Raw genomic sequence first — 23,188 nt, 5'->3', positions numbered from 1 at the left:
GTGTATCATTGCAAATGTATAAATTTCATGAGAGCAATTATAGTTAATTTTGGCAAAGGATAAATTCCACATTGAAACATTTGATTATACTGAAGAATTCAATCCTCCCTCTCGGAAATAAAACCATGGATATGGATTTCATTTACATTTTATGACTATCATATCAGCAAAAAACGGGAACTGGCAATAAGCCTGTTCCCGTTACAATTTATTCTGATTTCAAATCAAATCAGTCAAGCCACTTTACATAGCAGAAGTCTTGACGATGAGCCAAGTTGACATTCTTCGGATACATGCGCACGCAGCTTCTGAATGCACCTGCTTCATCCGGTTCAATCGTTGCTGCAAAAGTATAGAGGTTACCCTCATGACTCTTCATCTTGAACGGATGAACTGCATATACCTCATGATCGTCACCGGCGAGATTGTTCTTCAGTACAACCAACTCCAGTCCGACTGCATCATCGAGTCCCTGCTCATCAATGACATAGGTCATTGTGTACTTCTTTCCTGTTTCCCCGCCATTATCAATCAGCGAAGTATCCCTGCTGACCACATGGATTGCATCCCAACGCTCAGCAACAGTTTCTTTCCACTGTGCAATATCCTTTGCCAAGCGGCAATCCTTCTCTGCAAGTTTCTTGAAACGGAGTGCCTGCTTGTTGTAGAACTTATCATAGTAGTCATCCAACTGGCGCTTCATTGTATAATGAGGTGCAATGGTTGAGATTGAGTTCTTAACCACCTTGATCCAATCTTCGCTATAACCTTTCTTGTTACGGTTATAGTACAATGGGATGATATCGTTCTCCAACAGGCCATAGATAGTAGCAGCATCAAGCTGATCCTGGTAAGCCTGGTTCTCATAAGTGCGCTTTTCAGGCAATGCCCAACCAGCACCCTCACGATATCCTTCAACCCACCAACCGTCAAGTACAGAGAGATTGACAACCCCATTCATCTCGGCTTTCTCACCGGATGTACCAGAAGCCTCAAGCGGACGTGTGGGAGTATTCATCCAGATATCAACACCGGAAACCAAACGACGCGCAAGCTGCATGTCATAGTCCTCAAGGAAGATAATCTTGCCAAGGAATTCCGGACGCTGACTGATTTCATAAATCTTCTTGATCAAGCCCTGACCTGCACCATCAGCAGGGTGAGCTTTACCTGAGAAGAAGAACAGAACCGGATGTTCCGGATCATTGACAATCTTTGCTAAACGGTCAATATCCGTGAACAACAGATGTGCACGCTTATAGGTTGCAAAGCGACGGCAGAAACCAATCATCAATGCATTGGGGTTGATGCGCTGCAAGAGTGAGACCACACGAGCAGGATCTCCCTGATTGCGAAGCCATGACTCAGTGAACTTCTCGCGGATATAGTTAACCAACTTCTTCTTCAATGCCATACGTGTTTCCCAGATTTCATCATCAGGAACATTGTTGATGGCATGCCAGATTTCTTCATTGCTCTGGTCATTCATGAAGTTCTTGTCGAAATACTTGTCATAGATATGACGCCATTCTGTAGCTGCCCATGTTGGGAAGTGTACACCATTGGTCACATAGCCAACGTGGTTTTCCTCTGGGAAATAGCCTTTCCACAATGGCGCAAACATCTTCTGGCTGACCCAACCATGCAATTTGCTCACACCATTCACCTCCTGACAGGTGTTACAAGCAAATGTACTCATGCAGAAACGCTCACCATGATCGTCTGGGTTCTGACGTCCCATACCCACGAGTTCATCCCAAGAAATACCGAGTTTTTCAGGATAACCACCCATATACTTACCAAAAAGAGCCTCATCAAAATAATCATGACCGGCAGGAACCGGCGTATGAACCGTGTAGAGTGAAGATGCACGCACAAGCTCCATAGCCTGATTGAAAGAGAGTCCTCCCTCTACATAGTCACAGAGTCGCTGCAAGTTGCAGAGTGCAGCATGGCCCTCATTGCAATGATATATATCCTTCTTGATACCCAACTTCTTCAAAGTCAGGATACCTCCGATACCGAGAAGTATCTCCTGCTTCAGTCGGTTTTCCCAGTCACCACCATAAAGGCTGTGAGTGATTGGCCTATCAAATTCAGAGTTGAGTTCGTTATCGGTATCCAACAGATAAAGACTGATACGACCGACATTGGCACGCCATACATAAGCATGAACCTGATAATTGGTATAGGGAACATCAACAATCACCGGATTACCGTTTTCATCAAGCACACGCTCTATAGGAAGTGAGTTGAAGTTCTGTGCATCATATTTTGCAATCTGCTGACCATCCATGCTCAAGCTCTGGGTGAAATAGCCATAACGATAGAGGAAACCTACGGCACACATGTCGACATTGCTGTCTGAAGCTTCTTTAAGATAGTCACCGGCAAGCATACCAAGACCACCGGAATAAATCTTGAGCACCTGACTCAGACCGAATTCCATACAGAAATAGGCTACAGAAGCACGTTTCTTATCGGGCTTCACATCCATATAGGCGCGGAACTTTGCATAGACATCCTTTACCTTCTTCATGATTGCCTTATCTTTTACGATAGCTTCCTTGCGGTCATAGCTCAAGCGTTCAAGAAGCACAACAGGGTTGTGAAGCACTTCTTCGTAAAGAGTTTCGTCAAGACTCTTGAAGAGATCTCTTGCCTCATAGTCCCAAGCCCACCATAGATTGTGTGCCAGTTCGTCGAGACATTTCAACTGCTCTGGAAGTCGAGACTTCACAGTCAACTCCTTCCATTGAGGAGTATTCACGTAATCAGCTTTAATTTTCATAAATCTCAATTTATTTAAATCTCAAAAATTATTTATCCATTCGTGCTTCGGCATGACGCAAAGCAAAATCATAAGCTTCATGATAATAAGCAATAAACTTGCTCCATAAAGCTTTTCGAGAGAGGTTGTCGGCATGACTTCGGCAAGATTTCACTTCTTTATCCGTGAGCGATGCATATTTGACAACAGTATCTTTGATGGCTGCAGCCACCTCCTGATAATTATAGTCCGTGCGATGAATGACCTTCACACCATCTTCAATTTCACTATAACTGCCTTTCACCTGATTGGCCCAAAGACCAAATCCTGCAAGGTCTGTCGTGATACATGGAACCTTGAAAGCCACAGCCTCCAATGGAGTATAGCCCCACGGCTCATAATAAGAGGGATAGACACAAAGGTCATTACCTAACACAACGTCATAATAAGAAAGATTGAGAATACCGTCTTGGCCCGTGAGATAGCAGGGGATGAAGATTATTTTCACACGGTCGGTCTTCTCATTGTGCATACCGAGAGCATTCATCATACACAGCACGCGGTCGCTGTCAAGGTCATGCAGCCCATGCGTATAGATGGGATTAGGGAGTGGACTGTCAAAGTTACGGCCACTCTTCAGCCGTTCCTGCAGGTCTTCACGTGGCCCGGCCACCCAGCCCGGCACCTCTATGAAAGCAACAACCTGCTTATCGAGGCTTTCTGCAAACCGCAACTGATTCATAGCTTCTATAAAAACATCAATGCCTTTGTTGCGGAATTCATAACGCCCGCTGGTTGAAATAATCAGCGTTTCGTCATCAAAATGGTCGCCAGTCAAGGCATTAGCTACGCGAAGCAAAGTCTTTCTTGCCTGCTTACGCTTAGCAGTGAAAGTAGCTCCCTTGGGCACAAAGTTGTTCTCAAAACCATTTGGAAGAACAAAGTCTACAGGTTTGTCAAGAAGTTCCTTGCATTCTCGTGCCGTAATATCACTCACAGTAGTAAAGCAGTCTACGAAATGTGCGGCCTGCTTTTCAATGGAATGCTTGCTCTGCATATTGAGTTCAGCTGCCATCTGGTCACCATTATAGGCCCACAGATATTCATAAAGCGGCTTGTTATTGCCTGCTATGCTACGCCCTATGCTCGTTGCATGAGTCGTAAAAATAGTAGCAATCTCTGGAACATGTTTCCTGATATAGAGTAAACCAAGACATGTCATCCATTCATTACCATGATAAATGACCTTGGCCGCTTTGTCTATGTTGCGGTGATAAAAGCTTTCTACCACCTTGGCTGCAGCATATGAGAACATATTGGCTTCGTCATAATCGCCATAGGCATGAAGACTGTCAACCTTAAAGTCCTCCCACAACTGACCATAAATCTGGTCTTTGACGGCAAAATAAGATTGAAAATCAACCAAAATAGCAATCGGCTGACCCGGAATATCCCAACGGCCAACTTTCACTTTCAATCCATCTTCAGCCTGGGCCTTTATGCGCCAATCTGAAAATAAAGTCAAATCTTCTATAAAATAAGGACTGTTGGCCTTTCCCCAACAATCCGGACCAATGAAAATCACATGATCCTTCATCTCGTTCTGCAAAGTTTTTGCGCGTGTTGATAACACGGTGTAAATACCACCAACCTTGTTACATACTTCCCAACTTGATTCAAATATATAATTGGGAACTTTCATCTTCTTACCCATTACAAAGACTAATAATAGCAGGGCAAAGATAATATAAAATTCCAAAAAAAGCAAGTATTCATGCTCATATTTGCAAAAATATAGGCTTTTCTTGATGAAACAATATATCTTTGCAAAAAACAAACATAAGAACAAATATGAAGAAGACATTGATTATAGCTTTTACCCTATTGTCGGCTCTCACAATAAAAGCTCAAAAAGACAGCATTTTCAAAGGATATCTGTATAACGATGAGTATCAGGTATATATAGAGATGGACTTTTATCACAATAACATCAAAGTTCCTGGTCAAGAGATTTTTGGCGAACTTCCTGGTTACTTTGGTGCAAAGCGTGATGTGCGAAAATGGCTTTTCACAAGTGCAGAACTGAAAGATTCTACCACGGCCAAACTCGCTATTACCAACGACTATGGCAGTGAAGACCTTGAAGCTATCCTCAAGAAACTCCCTGACGGCACCTATGAATTACAGCAGAAAGAGGGAAGTACGATTAAAATTGCAGTAAACCGAAAGTGGGTGAAGATACCTAAGCACCTCATCCTGAAGAAAAAATAACTGATTTCACCATGTAATCTGCGTCAAATCACACTCCAATCTGCGTCAGAACAGCATGCAACTTGACGCAGATTGCAAGGCTTTACGACATGGATAGATCTTCCCTCTCACATGAAGAACATCGAGAAAACATAAGGGTACAAAGTTACAGGAAAATGGGGCAGGCACAAAAAAAGGAGCCCCGAGAATATTGTATCCTCGGGGCTCCGGCTGAAAGGAGGCGGCTACCTACTCTCCCGCATTGCATTGCAGTACCATCGGCGCAAGTGGGCTTAACTTCTCTGTTCGGAATGGGAAGAGGTGGGACCCCACCGCAATAACCACCTGATGTCTCGTTTTCAGTTGACAAGTCTGTTTCAGTTGACGCGTTGACTGTTGACTGGTTGACAAGTTATTTGTCTTGCTTATTATCCATTGCTTCTATATTTTATCAAGCAACTCGTTTACTCGTCTACCGTCTACTTGTTAACTATTAACTATCAACTCGTTTACTCGTCCACTGTCTACTTGTTAACTGACTAACAATATCTCCACAAGCAAAGCTGTAAAGGACTATGTTCTCAGTCCATTGCCTTGAACGGCTCAAAGCGTGAGCCTGAAAGAAGAAAGTCTCGGGCAATTAGTAGTGCTCGGCTTTGACGTCGCCGTCTTTACACCTGCACCCTATCAACGTCGTCGTCTGCAACGACCCTCAATGGAGTTCTAATCTTGCGGCTGGCTTCGCACTTAGATGCTTTCAGCGCTTATCCAGTCCAGACGCAGATACCCGGCGGTGCACCTGGCGGCACAACCGGTAAACCGGAGGTCTGTCCGTCACGGTCCTCTCGTACTAGTGACGGCACCACGCAAAACTCCTGCGCCCACGATAGATAGAGACCGAACTGTCTCACGACGTTCTGAACCCAGCTCGCGTGCCACTTTAATGGGCGAACAGCCCAACCCTTGGGACCTTCTCCAGCCCCAGGATGTGACGAGCCGACATCGAGGTGCCAAACCACCCCGTCGATATGAGCTCTTGGGGGGGATCAGCCTGTTATCCCCGGAGTACCTTTTATCCTTTGAGCGACGGAGTTTCCATACACGTCCGCCGGATCACTATGCCCCAGTTTCCTGCCTGCTCGGGATGTCTCCCTCCCAGTCAAGCGCCCTTATGCCATTGCACTCTGTAAGGCCGGTTACCAATCGGCCCGAGGGCACCTTTGGAAGCCTCCGTTACGCTTTTGGAGGCGACCACCCCAGTCAAACTACCCACCAAGCAGTGTCCCCGCAATCGCGCGGGTTAGACCTCAGACAGCCAAAGGGCCGTATTTCAAGGATGGCTCCACAGATGCTGGCGCACGCTTCAAGCCTCCGGCCTATCCTACACATCGGATGACCGAGGTCAATGCTAAGCTGTAGTAAAGGTTCACGGGGTCTTTTCGTCCCATCGCGGGTAATCGGCATCTTCACCGATACTACAATTTCACTGAGATCATGGTTGAGACAGCGTCCGGATCATTACACCATTCGTGCAGGTCGGAACTTACCCGACAAGGAATTTCGCTACCTTAGGACCGTTATAGTTACGGCCGCCGTTTACCGGGGCTTCAATTCAAACCTTCACCTTAAAGGATGAGCTCTCCTCTTAACCTTCCGGCACCGGGCAGGTGTCAGGCTGTATACGTCATCTTTCGAGTTTGCACAGCCCTGTGTTTTTGTTAAACAGTTGCCTGGACCTATTCTCTGCGCCTCATATTGCTATGAGGACCCCTTATCCCGAAGTTACGGGGTCAGTTTGCCTAGTTCCTTAACCATGAATCTCTCAACGCCTCAGTATGTTCTACCCGTCTACCTGTGTCGGATTGCGGTACGGGTACCTACAGGATAAAGCTTAGCGGATTTTCTCGGGAGTATGGTTACCTGCGCTGTCAGCTTCCCCCGAGGGGGAGGCCGTACTGTCAAGGTCGGCTCTCGGAGTGGATTTGCCTGCTCCGATCAACGCCTACGCTCTTCAACGGGGACTTCCGTCGCCCCGCGGCAGTGTCACTGCTCCGTCTCCACGTCGCTCCTGAAGGTAGTAACGGAATGTTGACCGTTTCTGCCATCGCCCTCGCCATTCGGCTGAGACTTAGGACCCGACTTACCCCGGGATGATTGGCATTGCCCGGGAAACCTTAGACTTACGGCGGAGGGGAATCTTACCCCTCTTGTCGTTACTTATACCTACATTTGCTTTACCATGCGCTCCAGGATCTGTCATCATCACCATTCTGCGCACATGGTATGCTCCCCTACCGATACTTTCAATATACATTGCTATCCCGCGCCTTCGGCATCTGACTTATACCCGATTATTATCCATGCCCGGACCCTCGACTAGTGAGCTGTTACGCACTCTTTGAATGAATGGCTGCTTCCAAGCCAACATCCTAGCTGTCATGGGGACCGGACTTCGTTAGACTAACTCAGACAGAATTTCGGGGCCTTAGACGGCGGTCTGGATTCTTCTCCTCTCGGGGACGGACCTTAGCACCCGCCCCCTTACTGCATGGCTGCAGTCCGTGAGCATTCGGAGTTCGTCAGGTCTCGATAGGCGGTGAAGCCCTCTTGACCTATCGGTCGCTCTACCTCTCACGGAGATCGCCACACGCGGCACCTAAATGCCTTTCGGGGAGTACGAGCTATCTCCAAGTTTGATTGGCCTTTCACTCCTACACTCAACTCATCCGGAAGCTTTTCAACGCTTATCGGTGCGGTCCTCCATTCCGTGTTACCGGAACTTCAACCTGGTCAAGTGTAGATCACTTGGTTTCGCGTCTACCCCCTCTGACTTAAACGCCCTATTCAGGCTCGCTTTCACTGCGGCTGGGAGCATCATTACTCTTAACCTTGCCAGAGATGGTAACTCGTAGGTTCATTATGCAAAAGGCACGCCGTCACCGGATATACCGGCTCCGACCGCTTGTAGGCGTATGGTTTCAGGAACTGTTTCACTCTTCTTGTCGAAGTGCTTTTCACCTTTCCCTCACGGTACTGGTTCACTATCGGTCTCACAGGAGTATTTAGCCTTACCGGATGGTCCCGGCGGATTCGCGCAGAATTACTCGTGTTCCGCGTTACTCAGGATACCGCTATGCCGAATCTTGCTTCAAATACAGGACTTTCACCCTCTGTGGTTCTTCTTTCCAGAAGATTCTTTTCACTCGATCCATACAATGTCGCGGTCCTACTACCCCGCAGCTGCGTTGCCACAGTCACGGTTTGGGCTCTTCCCCGTTCGCTCGCCACTACTGGGGGAATCATTGTTTATTTTCTTTTCCTGCAGGTACTAAGATGTTTCAGTTCCCTGCGTTAGCTCCCACGCTCAGCGTGAGTGACCGTCCTTCAGACGGCCGGGTTGTCCCATTCGGAAATCCCCGGATCAGAGATTATTTGCATCTACCCGGGGCTTATCGCAGCTTATCACGTCCTTCGTCGCCTCTGTGAGCCTAGGCATCCGCCATACGCCCTTTCTTACTTTCTTCTTATGAAGGATAAAGCGGGGATACAAGAAGCAACATACATTGCTCTGCCTTCCTCCGGCTTCACCTTCTGAAGCTCATACTTTCAGCTGTCAAGTGAAATCGCATCTTGCGATTTGATTTCTAAGACTGAACTTAGTTTACTTTACAGTTTTTGCTTGTGTCAATATGTCAAAGATCGTATGGAAACCTCAGAATGCACGCTTCAGCATGCACGGTGATGTCCATCTGTGGAGAATAACGGATTCGAACCGTTGACCCCCTGCTTGCAAAGCAGGTGCTCTAGCCAGCTGAGCTAATCCCCCAAGGTAGTAATTCATAATGATTAATGCATGATGCATAATTATGATTACCATTTGATTGGAGTGTTCATCATTCAAGGTTCCATTAATAAGCAAAACTCAAATTTTAGTTTGGATTATGCATTATTAATTATGAATTATGAATTAAAGAAGTAGTCCCAGGCAGACTTGAACTGCCGACCTCCACATTATCAGTGTGGCGCTCTGACCAACTGAGCTATAGGACTGTGGTCTGTTCATGATGCACAATGCATAATTATCATTTCCATGCTCATGCTCATGAATCCCGGTTGGCTGCTGTCCAAGACCTGGGCTTGGATAGCCCGGCTTCCTTTTTCTCTATATCAAAAAACAGGTGCGGCAGTACAAGAAGAACGGCAGAATTCCTTGCCTATCTCTCTTTTATTTATCCCTATTGTCATTACTATTGACTTGTCGACTTGTCAACTTGTAACCCGTTAACTCGTCAACTTGTTTACTGTCAACTCGTCAACCAGCAGGAAATCCGTCTCCAGAAAGGAGGTGTTCCAGCCGCACCTTCCGGTACGGCTACCTTGTTACGACTTAGCCCCAATCACCGGTTTTGCCCTAGGCCGTTCCTTGCGGTCACAGACTTCAGGCACCCCCGGCTTTCATGGCTTGACGGGCGGTGTGTACAAGGCCCGGGAACGTATTCACCGCGCCATGGCTGATGCGCGATTACTAGCGAATCCAGCTTCGTGGGGTCGGGTTGCAGACCCCAGTCCGAACTGGGACCGGATTTAAGGATTAGATCGTGTTTGCACAAAATCAACTCTCTGTACCGGCCATTGTAACACGTGTGTAGCCCCGGACGTAAGGGCCGTGCTGATTTGACGTCATCCCCACCTTCCTCACACCTTGCGGTGGCAGTGTCTCCAGAGTGCCCAGCATCACCTGATGGCAACTGAAGAAAGGGGTTGCGCTCGTTATGGCACTTAAGCCGACACCTCACGGCACGAGCTGACGACAACCATGCAGCACCTTCACAGACGCCCCGAAGGGCCTCATCATCTCTGAATCGTTCGTCTGCAATTCAAGCCCGGGTAAGGTTCCTCGCGTATCATCGAATTAAACCACATGTTCCTCCGCTTGTGCGGGCCCCCGTCAATTCCTTTGAGTTTCACCGTTGCCGGCGTACTCCCCAGGTGGGATGCTTAATGCTTTCGCTTGGTCACCAGGCTGAAACAGCCTGACAACGGGCATCCATCGTTTACCGTGCGGACTACCAGGGTATCTAATCCTGTTCGATACCCGCACTTTCGAGCTTCAGCGTCAGTTGTGCTCCCGCAAGCTGCCTTCGCAATCGGAGTTCTTCGTCATATCTAAGCATTTCACCGCTACACGACGAATTCCGCCTGCGTTGCGCACACTCAAGTGGACCAGTTCGCGCTGCAGTGCAGACGTTGAGCACCTGCATTTCACAACACGCTTAATCCACGGCCTACGCTCCCTTTAAACCCAATAAATCCGGATAACGCCCGGACCTTCCGTATTACCGCGGCTGCTGGCACGGAATTAGCCGGTCCTTATTCATGCGGTACCTGCAATGAAGGACACGTCCCTCACTTTATCCCCGCATAAAAGCAGTTTACAACCCATAGGGCCGTCTTCCTGCACGCTACTTGGCTGGTTCAGGCTTCCGCCCATTGACCAATATTCCTCACTGCTGCCTCCCGTAGGAGTTTGGACCGTGTCTCAGTTCCAATGTGGGGGACCTTCCTCTCAGAACCCCTACTGATCGTCGCCTTGGTGGGCCGTTACCCCGCCAACAAGCTAATCAGACGCATCCCCATCCCTGACCGATGAAATCTTTAATCGTCGTTGGATGCCCGCAGACGATGCCATGAGGTATTAGGCCGACTTTCGACGGGTTATCCCTCAGTCAGAGGCAGGTTGGATACGCGTTACTCACCCGTGCGCCGGTCGACGCCCGGGGAAGCAAGCTTCCCCGTCGTTTCCCCTCGACTTGCATGTGTTAAGCCTGTAGCCAGCGTTCATCCTGAGCCAGGATCAAACTCTCCATTGTAAAGTAAGCTTGACAGGTAAAAAGCAAAAAGAAAAGACAGCAGAACTGTCTCGGCTTCAAGCTCATACCCTAAATAATCTGTTCAGAACGAATCTCCCTGATTTAATAGTAAAAAAACAAATTGAAAGCAAGAAAGCAACGGACCAAGAAAGCAATCACTCACTGTCCCGTTCCCTATCACTTCACTGTTCGAATTGATCGGTTCGTTTATTCTACCCAAGACACATATCACTACATGCCTTGCTTCTTGTACTACTTCTCTGTTTATGTAAATCCTTTCAAAGAACGCTTCTTCTAAGCCTGAGAGAACCGTAGTTCTCAAAAGCGAGTGCAAAGGTAACATAAAAAACATTCACCACCAAATGTTTTTAAAGAAATGTTTGAAATAACTTCAATTTATTTCACTTTGTCTTACAAATCTCAACACTAAAAGTTTTTATACCTTATTATTATATAATAAAAAGCAAATATAAATCCACCTCATCATCAGCTTATTGGAAATGAAGTCTGAATACTTCATCGGCCTATCTCTTCCCATCGACCAAGACGGAGACCCTGGCGATGGCGGACAAGCCAAGGACGGATTTTTCGACAAGGGAGACAACGAGAACGAGCGAGGCATTGTAAGCTATAAGCCACGGGAGGCTTGAAACAGCATTTTCAACAGGAAGACAGTTGTATTCCCAGTGAGAATACCCGACCTTTCCCAATAGGAATACAAAAGGACTCTAAGTAGGGCTTCCAATGGATGCCAATAGAACCCAGAAACACCTCTAATAGAGAGGTAAAAACAGCACATAGAAGAAAGTTGTTAACGGGACGATGCCCGACGGCAGAGTCCCACAATATTCACTTAAGCCGTTAAAAACATGATTATGAGACCTCTGCAAAACCTACCACCCTCTCAATTTTCTCCCATAAACTTTTAGAAGAATGAATATTTTTGACCAAAAGATGCCGCTGGAGGTTATTTTTGAGTAGATAATAATCTTTTATCGGTGTATTATCCCCTACACGCAGTTTGCAGGAAAGATACTCTATAAGGAGTCGGATTTAGAGAGAATACTAAAAAAGAGCTACAGGGAAAAAGATAAAATGAGGTTGGAATATTGACAATACTACATGGCACTTGATCTGATATATACCAGTCCAAGTGCCATGTTTTGAATAGATACCTACAGCTTTAATTCTCTGGTAAACCTGGTTCTAGATTGAATTTTACAGAGACTTTTCTATTCTGAACAATATTTACTTGTCCATTATATGCAATATTAGATTCATCATATTTCATATTTGGTCTAGCATAGTAAACCTTTAGTTTATAATTACCAGGAGGCAATTTGCTCATCTTAAAACGAACATCGTATTTGCAAATACAATCGGCTAGTGCATCAAGGATATTATGGTACACGACAAGGATAATTTGATTATCTTGATTAGCAATATTCACATAAATATTTTTTACGGCACAGTTAGCTTTCACATCTTCCAACATACATTGGGCAATACCGTCTTTATCCAACTCTATACCTAATATTGCTGGCATAGCATTATTTTCTGCATAGAAATCAGGACGTGTTTCTGTTGGAGAGAGACTTAACTTGCAAGTAGAATTTGCTATATCATAAACTCTTAATGAATCAAGGATGGCATTCTCTGTTGAACATGCAGACAGTCCAATGATGCACAGAAGACTATAAAATATTTTTTTCATAATTACATGGATTTAGTATGTTATTATTTATATAGACGTGATTTTCTATTATTTCTTGCTTGTGTATTTATGTATTTCTGTCATTAACGAATAAACATGATTAACACTTTCCAAGCCCAAAGCATAATTAGCCTCATGTTTGTTTTCAATCATGTCGGCAAAAGTCTTGATTTCAGAGAAGAAGCCTTGTGAAACGATTTGGTTATTCCCAATAGTTGGGACAAAGTTGTTTCTTCCGTAGAGACAAATTGTCGCTCCATTGTTTGGAAAGACTTTCTCCAACGGAATCCCTAACACCGCAGAGCGTCTCGGCGTGAAACCAAGTCGCTCCATTTTTTCCAACACATAAAATCCTTTATCTGTACTGACATTTAGCTGTTCCTGTGCTTCTTGCCAAGAATAATCTGTTGATAGTTCCAACATGCCTGTTATATCTTGGTGCTCCAATACAAGAAATAAAGTTTGGGCACCATCTCTACTGCGAATGACATCCAAACTCTTTATCTTTGCCTCTCCAAAAAGGAATATTACATAGTCAAGAGGATGGATGAACAGGTCGAGCAAAGTATCTCCTTCAGGATATAATCCAGTCAGATAGCTATAATAGTAATGTCGTTTGCTATCACCTTTCAATCGCTTTTTCAGAATTTGAGTGGCAGGGGCAAAACGTCTTTGCAGTCCGACAACGATATGTTGTGAGCCATATAGTTTGATAGTATCGGTCAAAGCCTTTAGTTCTCTTTTATCCTCACAGGGTGGTTTCTCTATAAATAAGGATTTACCTGCTTTTATAACTTCGGTTGCAATCTGGAAATGTGAATGTGGATTAGCTGCCACGAAGACTCCCGAAATAGTATCATCAAGCAGGATGTCCTGTAAAGAAGTTGTACCTTTGACTCCTTTGTACTTTTGAGAAATCAGTTCAGCTTTCTTTTCAGAGGTACAGCAGATATATTTCAGTGGCAGCTGAAGATACTGTATAACGGGCAGCAGGTTGTTTGCACAATGATTGCCAAACCCCACAAGAGCATACTGCTGTGTGTAGGTATATTGCAGTTCTCTCATGCTGCGTATGCGCCTATATCTGTCTATAATGTTATCTAAATATCCCATTTTAGCTATGCTTTTATTTGCTTGAAATGTTTCTTATAGGTGGTTTGCCTATTGCTAGTCCATTGATACTTCCCATAAAACAACTCTATCAGCCGTTTGGGGATTATTCTTTCTAAATTTCTCAACAGGATAATATCGTATTTACGATGATAGTTAATCCAGCATTGATTACACGCTTTAGAGTATTGACACTGGACTTCGCAGCTCTCTTTTGAGTTGAATATCTCGTCAAACGTGTTCTCATGTATATTTCCTAATATCACATCCAGGTTTTGGCACAAGGGAACGTCTCCATTAGAATGGATGACCAATTCACTGAAAATACTATGACACCGCAGTCTCAGTCTATTATTCTTCCACTCGTCATACAAAGCTACAAAGTCAAAGTTCTCATATGTTTGATGTATGGAAGAGGGTATCTGGCTGATGAAATCAGCATCATTGGATTCCATTAAATCTTTGGTTGTATCAAAGAATGACATTGTGCTGTAAATGCCAATACGTACATCAATGTTATATTGTTTGGCACAATCTATGACATGCCTCATATCCTCAAACGAGTTCCATGGAGAAAGACAAAACATTAGGGAGATTGGTACGATGTCTTTACATGTTTCTATAACCTTAATCACCTTGTCATATCCATCTCTCCCACGCATATAGCGATAGGTTTCTCTATTGCCGTCAAGTGATATGTATAGATGTTTGGGATGATGATTCTTTACGGAAGAAATTACCTTGTCTACTGCAAGGCAATTGGACAGCAATGTATAGTTAGGGTGGTTAGTATCAAACCATCCTAATATCTTGTCTGCTTCGGGATGGAGGATAAACTCACCCCCTTCCAAGCCGACCATCGTGCGTTTTGTTACACATTTGCTGTTCATTATTTTGATGATGTCATCTAAGCTGAGATTTTCTATAGGTTTCTTCCAAATGGAACAGTGCTTGCAACGAGACTGACAGTTTGTTGTGGAATATATCATCAGGGATGTGAGTTCCTTGTGCTGTCTGCGTACTACATTATTGACAAATACAATTCCATTGTGGATGTAGTCATAAATACTGTACATTCTTTCTTTTGAGTTTTGTCTTTTATTGTTAAGAGTAGAAAACTACTAAAAGACTGCACTGTATTCATGACTTTTTATTTACTCATTATCTCCATTTACCAAGTAAGCCGCAATCCGAATGGTACCGTTATGATGAACGGATGCTCTGTGCGGTAAGTCTCAAGGTTACTGCTATTTCTGAAATAGTAGAACATGTTTGGTTCCAGATATAGACTGAAAGGCTTAAATAGCTTGTACTGCACACCGACACCTAAGTTTACAGACCACTGATAACGTGGCTTGATGTCCCTCTTCAACGTGTACGACGAGTCGGCTGTTATGATGTACTTCTTTTCAAGCGAACTGTGGACAGGCATTTCAAATGCCATACCACCTGTCATATATGCATTGAACCGTCCTTTTGACCATACTTGATAGGTCAGTTTCAATGGTATGCCAACATAATCTATTTTCTGGGTTTTCACCAGTCTTGCCTTGTTATACTCACTTTCAAATTCAGATTTTAGTCTGGTGTAAGTTATGCCTGTCCCGAAAGTCCATTTTGGACTTAATTGCTTATTAATGGAAAGACCAAAGGTCTTAGGGCGACAATGATGTGCGACCTCTCCCAATGAACCGTTGTCATCTGTTGGATGTTCACGCAGTATCAAGGACATTCTCGCTCTCTCGACAGAATCCATCAAAGCATTATTCCGGGCATAATAATCCTCTAAATCAGCCCAAGTGTAAAGTTTGGCTGTCGCACCACCGTTGGCGTAATCTACAAGTGACAGATAATCCAAATTCGACACGGCTCTATTTGCACCTGCATTGGATGAATAACCCAAATTGAATGTCCACGGATATTTCTTCTTATTGCAGACGTTGAAGTTCATTCTTTCATTCGATGCTATCATCTTATCTTGTGGTATCTGTGGAATGCAGTATAAAGAATCGTTTGTTCCGATACCTATAGCCAAATGTTTTTGCAGGGAATCCACATTAAAAGGTAATGCTCGTTGTTCCGTTATAGCACTGTCTGTTGATACTTGCCAAGCAATATTTCCTTCAGGGACAATCTCACTGGCAGAACCTCTTCCTGCATTATTGGCGGTACTTGGCGAGGTAGAATATCTTGACTCTTCTTTCTTCAGAGTTCCTAATCCTTTTTGAACATATTTTGATTGATTCTTATGAGTGTTTGTAGCAGTAGGTTCGTTATCGGAAGTCTCAACAGTTTTATCTCTCGTAGCGATATATATATAAACTGGTATAAGAATTGGAAGCAAGAAGAGCATCCAATAGTTAATCAACATTGCACGCAATGTTTTCTTTGCCCTGAACAACTGGGAAGAAGAACTGTGCGGATTGATGCCGAGCTGTTCTCCTATCTCCTTGTGGGAAAGACCTTCCAAGACTGAGAGCTTGAAAACTTCACGATTCCCTTCTGGTAAGGACTCTATCGCTGACAACAATAGCTCCAACTCTATCTTTTTCTGTTCCTCACATGCTGCTTCCTGAATTTCTATATTCAAGCAAGATAAGGGTATGGCTTCTTTTTCTGTGTTTTGGAGATATTTTAAGGATAGATTTCTTACGATTGTTATCATCCAACCTTCCAATTTTGATTCATCTTTCAAATCTTGGATAGACATGAAGATTATAATAAATGCATCATGCAAAATATCGTGAGCCGAATTATCATCTTTTACATAATGCCGACATACGCCTAAAAGTCTATTAGCGTATGTCGTATAGAGTTCTCCCAGGGCTTCCTTATCCCCATTTTTACAAGCGTCAATCTGTATCATATTATTTTAAGCAAAGGAACATCTCCTTTTTATTAAAAGGAGTCTGTTTACTCTAAAAGACTGCACTTATTTTTATTGGTTTTCTCTATTTTAACCTTTAGTAACTTTAAGAAGAAACATGCAGACACATTACGCTACTTTAAAAATCACCTTACAAAGATACGAATATAATAACAAATAGTATGCTTTTATTGAAAGATTATAAAAAGAAGTAATATGTAGTTTTTAAGTAGTAGCAGGAATTTCCTCTTATTAACTAAAGTACATTTTCTTCTTTCACCGTATCATCCTTTAATATAGTTATGTACAGACGTACTTTCTGAACAGACAGCTTCTGTGCTATCAAACTGAAAAGACAGGACTATAATGATTGGAAGCGGACAGAGTGGGGTATAGCCTTGCAATCGTCCATTGATGAAAAACACACTTTGAGATCATACCCCTGAAGGAGGGAGTTCGCCGATAACAAGATTACCCATATCCAGAAAACGGCACACGACAATCGATAAGAGTAAAAGGACTGCCAGCACCACTGACCTGCAGGGGCATTGCAACCTGCGTCAAAACAGCGTGTCATCTGCATCAAGTTATCGTGTCATCTGCGTCAGATTGCGTGATAATCTGCATCAAGTTACAACGCAATCTGCATCAAGTTACAATGTAATCTGCAACTGATTAAAAACCAAGGAGTAGCGGGAGACACAACCACCCGCAATGACATCAAACAGGGAAGACCTCTGACGGGAATTCCAAACATAAGCCGTGAAGCATCAGCAAGATATCAAAGGCGAAAGACGGACAAATGAGAACACCAAAGAAAAATAGCCTTTTGTTTTGCTATTCCACGCGTTTACCTTATCTTTGCAATCAAAAATAAAACCGAAAAAGATGAATCTTAAAATCAGACTAACCGTGATGAACTTCCTGGAATTTGCCGTCTGGGGAGCCTATCTTACCTGCATGGGAATTTATTTGGGCAACATTGGCATGGGTACGCATATCGGAACATTCTATGCCGTGCAAGGCATCGTCTCTATATTTATGCCTGCTGTTATGGGAATTATAGCCGACCGATGGATACAGGCACAACGCTTGATGGGCTTCTGCCACCTGCTTGCCGGCCTATTCATGTTTGGCACAGCCTGGTATGGCTATCAAGCCGGCCACAATGCCAACTTCACCACGCTGTTCCTGCTCTATTCCTTGAGCGTCGCTTTCTATATGCCTACATTGGCATTGACCAATTCTGTGGCTTACTCTGCACTTACCCAAGCAGGCCTCGACACCGTGAAAGCCTTTCCTCCGATACGCGTTTTCGGAACCATCGGCTTCATCTGCACGATGTGGTTCGTTGACATCATGGGCTATAAGAGCACGCAGATGCAATTCGTTGTGAGCGGTGTGCTGAGCATACTGTTGTTTCTCTACTCTTTCACGCTGCCCAAATGCGCTGTCTGCAAGACAGGACAGAAGAAGAGTCTTGTCGATGCTTTCGGCCTCAAGGCCTTTGCACTTTTCAAGCAAAAGAAGATGGCTATCTTCTTCATCTTCTCCATGTTGCTCGGTGTCAGTCTGCAGATTACCAATGGCTTTGCCACTCCATTCATTGAAAGTTTCAAGAGCATACCTGAATATGCAGGTACGTTCGGCGTGAAATATCCCGTCATCCTCTACTCTATCTCACAGATCAGCGAAACCCTCTGCATTCTGATGATTCCGTTCTTCATGAAGCGTTATGGCATCAAGAACGTCATGCTCATCGCCATGTTTGCTTGGGTGCTGCGTTTCGGACTGCTCGGATTAGGCAATCCCGGCGGTGGAGTATGGATGTTCATCACTTCAATGATTATCTATGGCGTGGCATTCGACTTCTTCAACATCTCTGGTTCGCTCTTCGTTGACAAGGCTACCGACCCGTCAATACGTTCCAGTGCACAAGGACTTTTCATGCTCATGACGAATGGTATCGGTGCAACTGTAGGTTCATTTGCTGCACAGGCGGTCGTCGATAGCCACACCACTGCCGGCATAACCACGTGGCCCAGCTGCTGGTTCACCTTTGCCAGCTATGCCCTTCTGGTATGCGTCAGCTTCGCACTGATGTTCCGTCCGGGCACTAAATCAAAAGAATAATGGGGAAAATCAGACTGAAATTCAACAATATTTCCGAAATAGTCGGCACGATGGGCATTGGGGTTATCGTGCTGACCGACGAGGCTTTGACGCGCCAAATCTCCATCACATGCGATGAAGACATGATAAGAGCGTTCGGTCTTCGCATGGCCCACGCCCCGGGAGTAGACAAACTACTTGCCGAAGCAACGGGAAAACTGCTGAAAGAGACCGGACACATGCTTGAAGTATATATCTTCAACCTGACTGATGGGCAATATCGTACATTGCTGATAGACAATGAAACCAAGGCCGTGACAAACGTCAGAGCCAGTGACGGCGTGCTCATGGCATTGGCCAACGACCTGCCTATCTATATCGACGAAGCCTTGATGAATAGTCAGTCTACCCCCTTTGACACGGCAAAGACCAACCGAATGTCACTGCCTATCAATGCCCTGACCGATGAGATGCTGCAAATGGCACTCGACAAGAGCATCAAAGACGAGGACTATAAAATGGCCGAATACCTGAACGAGGAGCTGAAACGCCGCAAAAGTAAGGAAGCATGAAAGAGGAAAGATATTTTTATGTGCCCGATGCAGCCTCAACAAATGAACTTCCTGCAGAGGAGGCAACCCACGCTCTGCGCGTGCTTAGACTGCAAAATGGCGATGACATGTATCTGATGGACGGCCAGGGAAACTTCTATCATGCTGAAGTGAGCCTGGCTACCCACAAGAAATGCCTCTACACTATCAAAGAGAACCTGCCTCAACAGAAGACTTGGCGCGGACATATCCACTTGGCCATTGCCCCAACCAAAAACATAGACCGCATGGAATGGCTTGCAGAAAAGGCCACGGAAATAGGCTTTGACGAGTTGAGTTTCCTGCATTGCGCCTTTTCTGAACGTAAAGTGCTGCATGCTGACCGCATCGAAAAGATTGTCGTTTCAGCGGCTAAGCAGAGTCGCAAGCCGTGGATGCCACAGGTGAATGCACTTGAGAGCTTCAAGGATTTTATAACAAGACCACGCGAAGGACGCAAGTTCATTGCCCACTGCTATGAAGAAATAGAGAAGAAAGACTTCTTCAACGAAATCATAGACGACCAAAAGAACGAGCAGATAACAGTGCTTGTTGGGCCGGAAGGTGACTTTTCGATTGACGAAGTGCGATTAGCCATGGCGCAAGGCTACGAAAGCATTTCGCTTGGAGAAAGCCGACTGCGCACTGAAACGGCAGGACTCATGGCCGTCACCATGGCACAAATCTCTTTAAGATTATGAAGAAACTAAGTTATATGCTTGTCGGTCTGTTGCTGATTTGCTTGTCAGCCTGCACCGACAACAGCTATCTGAACGCCATTCCCGGCGAGAGTACAGCCCTTATTTCGATGGATCCTGCCCGAATGAGTAGCGTAAACAATGTGGCCGTGCTCAAGACTTTACTCTACATGACGAATACCAACAAGAGCGGTATTGATGTCAGTCACAGGATTTTTCTTTTCGAATCGCCCGACGGGAACCTTGGTCTCTGTGCCAAAGTAAAGGATGCTGACGAACTGGATGAGACATTCAAAGGCCTCGCCGCTAAGGACTTGTGTCCTAATCCGGTGAAAAGAAGAGGCTTTCATTTCACGGTTTTGAAAGACACATGGGTGGCAGGCTGGAGCGACCAGGCTTTCCTCGTAATGGGACCTGCCACAGCTGACGCACAGGCTGCCCTGCAACAGCAGATATCTCAATATCTGAAACAAGACGAAAATGAAGGAATCATGAGCAGCAGACTATATGCCAAGCTCGATTCTATTGATGCGCCGATGAGCATGGTGGCCCAGGCTGCAGCACTTCCCGAGCAGTTTGTTGCCCCTTTCACACTCGGAGCACCCAAAGGAGCAGATGCTTCGCAGGTGCTGATTGCTGCAGAAATGAATATCAAAGCACAGGTGATGCACATCAATGGCGAGACTTTCTCGTTTAATTCCCGTGTGAACGAAGCCTTGAAAGCTGCCCATAAGATTTACCGTCCCATTCAAGGCAAATACATTTCAGCCATGCCTCGCGATGCCATGATGGGCATGTTTCTCAATGTCGACGGTCAGAAATTCCTGCCTCTCATGCAGTCCAACAAAGGCATTCAGGCACTGTTGACAGGCATAAACACGGCCATTGACATGGATAATATTATTCGAAGCATCAACGGTGAAATGGCAATCATCACGCCTACGTATAGTTCGGACAGGCTTTCCATGAGTATGACGGCACAATTGGCCGACACCAACTGGACCAAGGACATTGACTATTGGAAACAAAGTTGCCCTGCCGGTGGGAGAATCCTTGATTGGAAACCCAATGCCTGGTATTATACGAGCGACAAAACCACTTTCTTCTTCGGCGTCAGCAATGACAAACAGTTCTTCAGCGGGAGTGATAAGGAAGAGGCAGAGAGATCCATTTACCCCGCCAAAGAGCAACTTGATGCTGCCATTCAGAAAGAAGTGAAAGGTCAAAAACTTGTGATGATTATCAACATGGCTGCCATGTCAGAGGGCAAGGCAGGCGCCGTAACTACAATGCTGAAGCCAGTCTTCGGCAATATCAATACGATTGTTTATACCTTAAAATAGAGAAATTGGAAACCATAAGATTTAATTCTGTTGTTCCAAAGGTATTTGCTTCGCTTGCCAATCAACTGAATTCAGAGATCTGGAATACGGAAGCTATCTTCAAAAAAGGACATCTTTACCTCGTTGAAGCAGACTCCGGAAAAGGCAAGAGTACCTTTTGCAGCTATGTTATTGGCTATCGCCGTGACTACAGCGGACGTGTGATATTTGATGAAAACGACACGATGAACTTCAAAGTGAGAGACTGGGTAGAGCTGCGCCAGCGCCACATCAGCCACCTCTTTCAGGAACTTCGCCTCTTCCCTGAACTCACAGCATTGGAGAATGTGGAGATTAAGAACAAGATAACAGGCTTCAAGAGTCGAGAACAGATTGTGGAATGGTTCGACATGTTGGGCATTGGCGACAAGCTGAATGCCCAAATTGGTCACATGTCGTTTGGTCAACAGCAACGTGTGGCCATGCTTCGTGCACTCGTGCAACCCTTTGATTTCATTCTTGTCGACGAGCCTATCAGCCACCTTGACGACACCAATGCCGGCATCATGGCCGACATCATGATGCGCGAAGCCAAGGCGCAAGGAGCCGGAGTGATTGTGACCAGCATCGGCAAACACATGAACCTTGAATACGAAAAGACGTTTAAGCTATGATTTTAGTTTGGAAATTACTGCGTCAGCATATCAGCATTCCACAGTTTGCAGGCTTCTTCTTTGCCAATCTTTTCGGCATGTTGATTGTTCTGTTAGGCTATCAGTTCTACAATGATGTGGCTCCTGTGTTCACCGCTGAAGACAGTTTCATGAAGAGCGACTTTCTGATTGTCAACAAGAAGATAGGCACAGCGAGTACTATCAGCGGTCGCAGCAACACATTCACGGATGAAGAGATTGATGATTTGAGCCAACAACCGTTTGTCAGCAGTGTGGGAAAGTTCACGGGAACAGCCTACAAGGTTGATGCTAACATGAGCGTGAACGGCACTTCGGTGCTCAACAACGGCGAAATCAGCTTCGAAAGCATTCCCAATGCTTTTGTAGACACGAAACTGAGCAACTGGCAATACAACCCCGGTGACAGGACTGTGCCGATTATTCTGCCACGCATTTACTTGACCATGTATAACTTTGGGTTCGCCCAGAGCCATTCACTGCCCAAAATCAGCGAGGGACTTGTGGGCATGATTGACTTCCGGATATTCATTCATGGGCACAACAAGGAAGGGCAGTTCAAAGGAAAAGTCATCGGTTTTTCCAACCGATTGAGTTCAATTCTTGTCCCCCAAGCGTTCATGGACTGGAGTAATGAGGTCTATGCACCAGGAGATGTCCATGCCCCCACACGCCTGATCATAGACATGAGCAATCCCGGTGACCGGCAGTTTATGAAATATCTCGACCGTAAGGGCTATGAAATCGAGAACGACAAGCTGAATACCGAGAAGACAACCTACTTTCTTCGTATGATGGTAACCATGGTGATGATTGTCGGACTGATTATCTCTGTCTTGAGTTTCTATATTCTCATGCTTAGCATCTATCTGCTTGTGCAGAAAAACTCGAGCAAACTTGAAAATCTCTTGCTCATTGGTTATAAGCCCACGCAGGTGGCCCGTCCCTATCAGCTGCTGACTGTCATCCTGAACATTGCCGTGCTGCTCATTGCGCTTCTCGTGCTTTTCTTTGTCCGCAACTATTATATGGATATCATCGAAACCCTCTTCCCCGACATTGAAGACGGCTCTATGCTCCCGGCTTTCGGCTTGGGCGTTGCACTTCTTGTTCTTGTAAGTCTGTGCAACCTCGTGGTCATACGCAACAAAATTGTGAAAATCTGGAAACGTAAAGAATAAACCTATCATCTAA

14 protein-coding genes, 2 tRNA genes, 3 rRNA genes and 1 pseudogene are annotated in these 23,188 nt (G+C 45.1%); 9 read left to right on the top strand and 11 right to left on the bottom strand.

The window, feature by feature from the left end; genetic code table 11:
* Positions 1-229: 229 nt before the first annotated feature.
* Positions 230-2,791, bottom strand: coding sequence for an alpha-glucan family phosphorylase (glgP, locus tag EL210_RS05070; RefSeq protein WP_018920787.1), 2,562 nt, complete (start codon positions 2,789-2,791; stop codon positions 230-232).
* Positions 2,792-2,819: 28 nt separating this feature from the next.
* On the bottom strand, positions 2,820-4,484 hold the full coding sequence (locus EL210_RS05065; protein ID WP_018920788.1) for a glycosyltransferase: 1,665 nt from the start codon (positions 4,482-4,484) through the stop codon (positions 2,820-2,822).
* 137 nt (positions 4,485-4,621) lie between these two features.
* On the opposite strand from EL210_RS05065, the gene EL210_RS05060 reads away from it, so the two are divergent.
* Positions 4,622-5,041, top strand: a complete 420-nt coding sequence (locus tag EL210_RS05060) for a hypothetical protein (protein WP_018920789.1) — start codon at positions 4,622-4,624, stop codon at positions 5,039-5,041.
* A gap of 215 nt (positions 5,042-5,256) precedes the next feature.
* Here the strand turns inward: EL210_RS05060 and rrf are convergent.
* The 5 genes from rrf to EL210_RS05035 all read right to left on the bottom strand — a co-directional run bounded on the left by rrf (position 5,257) and on the right by EL210_RS05035 (position 10,890).
* Positions 5,257-5,369, bottom strand: a 5S ribosomal RNA gene (rrf, locus tag EL210_RS05055).
* 272 nt (positions 5,370-5,641) lie between these two features.
* Positions 5,642-8,543, bottom strand: a 23S ribosomal RNA gene (locus EL210_RS05050).
* A 229-nt stretch (positions 8,544-8,772) separates the two neighbouring features.
* Positions 8,773-8,846 (bottom strand) — tRNA-Ala (locus EL210_RS05045).
* Between the two features lie 150 nt (positions 8,847-8,996).
* Positions 8,997-9,070 (bottom strand) — tRNA-Ile (locus EL210_RS05040).
* A gap of 288 nt (positions 9,071-9,358) precedes the next feature.
* A 16S ribosomal RNA gene (locus EL210_RS05035) occupies positions 9,359-10,890 on the bottom strand.
* Together the 16S, 23S and 5S rRNA genes with 2 tRNA genes alongside form the textbook arrangement of a ribosomal RNA operon.
* Positions 10,891-11,390: 500 nt before the next feature.
* Between EL210_RS05035 and EL210_RS13535 the strand changes: the two genes are divergently transcribed.
* Together EL210_RS13535 and EL210_RS13765 are read left to right on the top strand one after the other, a co-directional pair.
* Entirely contained in the window at positions 11,391-11,540 is a 150-nt protein-coding gene (locus tag EL210_RS13535) for a hypothetical protein (protein WP_018919811.1), read from the top strand.
* A gap of 346 nt (positions 11,541-11,886) precedes the next feature.
* Positions 11,887-12,003, top strand: a pseudogene (locus tag EL210_RS13765) (DNA-binding protein); the annotation flags it as partial.
* A gap of 70 nt (positions 12,004-12,073) precedes the next feature.
* Here EL210_RS13765 and EL210_RS05015 read toward each other — a convergent pair.
* From EL210_RS05015 to EL210_RS05000, 4 genes are all read right to left on the bottom strand, one after another.
* The gene (locus EL210_RS05015; RefSeq protein WP_025879619.1) at positions 12,074-12,604 is read right to left on the bottom strand and encodes a hypothetical protein; all 531 of its coding nucleotides are present in this window, start codon (positions 12,602-12,604) and stop codon (positions 12,074-12,076) included.
* 48 nt (positions 12,605-12,652) lie between these two features.
* Positions 12,653-13,717 carry a Gfo/Idh/MocA family protein gene (locus EL210_RS05010; RefSeq protein ID WP_018919813.1) on the bottom strand — a complete coding sequence of 355 codons (1,065 nt, stop codon included), beginning with the start codon at positions 13,715-13,717 and terminating at the stop codon, positions 12,653-12,655.
* 5 nt (positions 13,718-13,722) lie between these two features.
* A complete protein-coding gene (locus EL210_RS05005) occupies positions 13,723-14,790 on the bottom strand; it encodes a radical SAM protein (RefSeq protein ID WP_018919814.1) in 1,068 nt (355 codons plus the stop codon).
* A gap of 95 nt (positions 14,791-14,885) precedes the next feature.
* Positions 14,886-16,580 carry a sigma-70 family RNA polymerase sigma factor gene (locus EL210_RS05000; protein WP_018919815.1) on the bottom strand — a complete coding sequence of 565 codons (1,695 nt, stop codon included), beginning with the start codon at positions 16,578-16,580 and terminating at the stop codon, positions 14,886-14,888.
* Between the two features lie 888 nt (positions 16,581-17,468).
* Between EL210_RS05000 and EL210_RS04990 the strand changes: the two genes are divergently transcribed.
* Genes EL210_RS04990 through EL210_RS04965 form a run of 6 tightly spaced genes read left to right on the top strand, consistent with a single transcriptional unit; the run spans position 17,469 to position 23,175 of the window.
* Positions 17,469-18,713, top strand: a complete 1,245-nt coding sequence (locus EL210_RS04990; protein ID WP_018919816.1) for an MFS transporter — start codon at positions 17,469-17,471, stop codon at positions 18,711-18,713.
* On the top strand, positions 18,713-19,264 hold the full coding sequence (locus EL210_RS04985) for a bifunctional nuclease domain-containing protein (protein WP_018919817.1): 552 nt from the start codon (positions 18,713-18,715) through the stop codon (positions 19,262-19,264). The genes EL210_RS04990 and EL210_RS04985 overlap by 1 nt, the downstream gene beginning before the upstream one ends.
* Complete coding sequence (locus tag EL210_RS04980) at positions 19,261-19,983, top strand: 16S rRNA (uracil(1498)-N(3))-methyltransferase (RefSeq protein WP_018919818.1); 723 nt, start codon at positions 19,261-19,263, stop codon at positions 19,981-19,983. Before EL210_RS04985 ends, EL210_RS04980 begins: the two co-directional genes overlap by 4 nt.
* Positions 19,980-21,323 (top strand): DUF4836 family protein, encoded by a 1,344-nt coding sequence (locus EL210_RS04975; protein WP_018919819.1) that lies wholly within the window; start codon positions 19,980-19,982, stop codon positions 21,321-21,323. The genes EL210_RS04980 and EL210_RS04975 overlap by 4 nt, the downstream gene beginning before the upstream one ends.
* A gap of 5 nt (positions 21,324-21,328) precedes the next feature.
* A complete protein-coding gene (locus EL210_RS04970; protein WP_018919820.1) occupies positions 21,329-21,976 on the top strand; it encodes an ATP-binding cassette domain-containing protein in 648 nt (215 codons plus the stop codon).
* Positions 21,973-23,175 carry a hypothetical protein gene (locus EL210_RS04965; protein WP_018919821.1) on the top strand — a complete coding sequence of 401 codons (1,203 nt, stop codon included), beginning with the start codon at positions 21,973-21,975 and terminating at the stop codon, positions 23,173-23,175. Before EL210_RS04970 ends, EL210_RS04965 begins: the two co-directional genes overlap by 4 nt.
* Positions 23,176-23,188 lie beyond the last annotated feature (13 nt).

It is taken from the genome of Segatella oris (assembly GCF_900637655.1).
Lineage (GTDB): Bacteria > Bacteroidota > Bacteroidia > Bacteroidales > Bacteroidaceae > Prevotella > Prevotella oris.
This window is presented reverse-complemented; position numbering and strand designations above follow the sequence as displayed.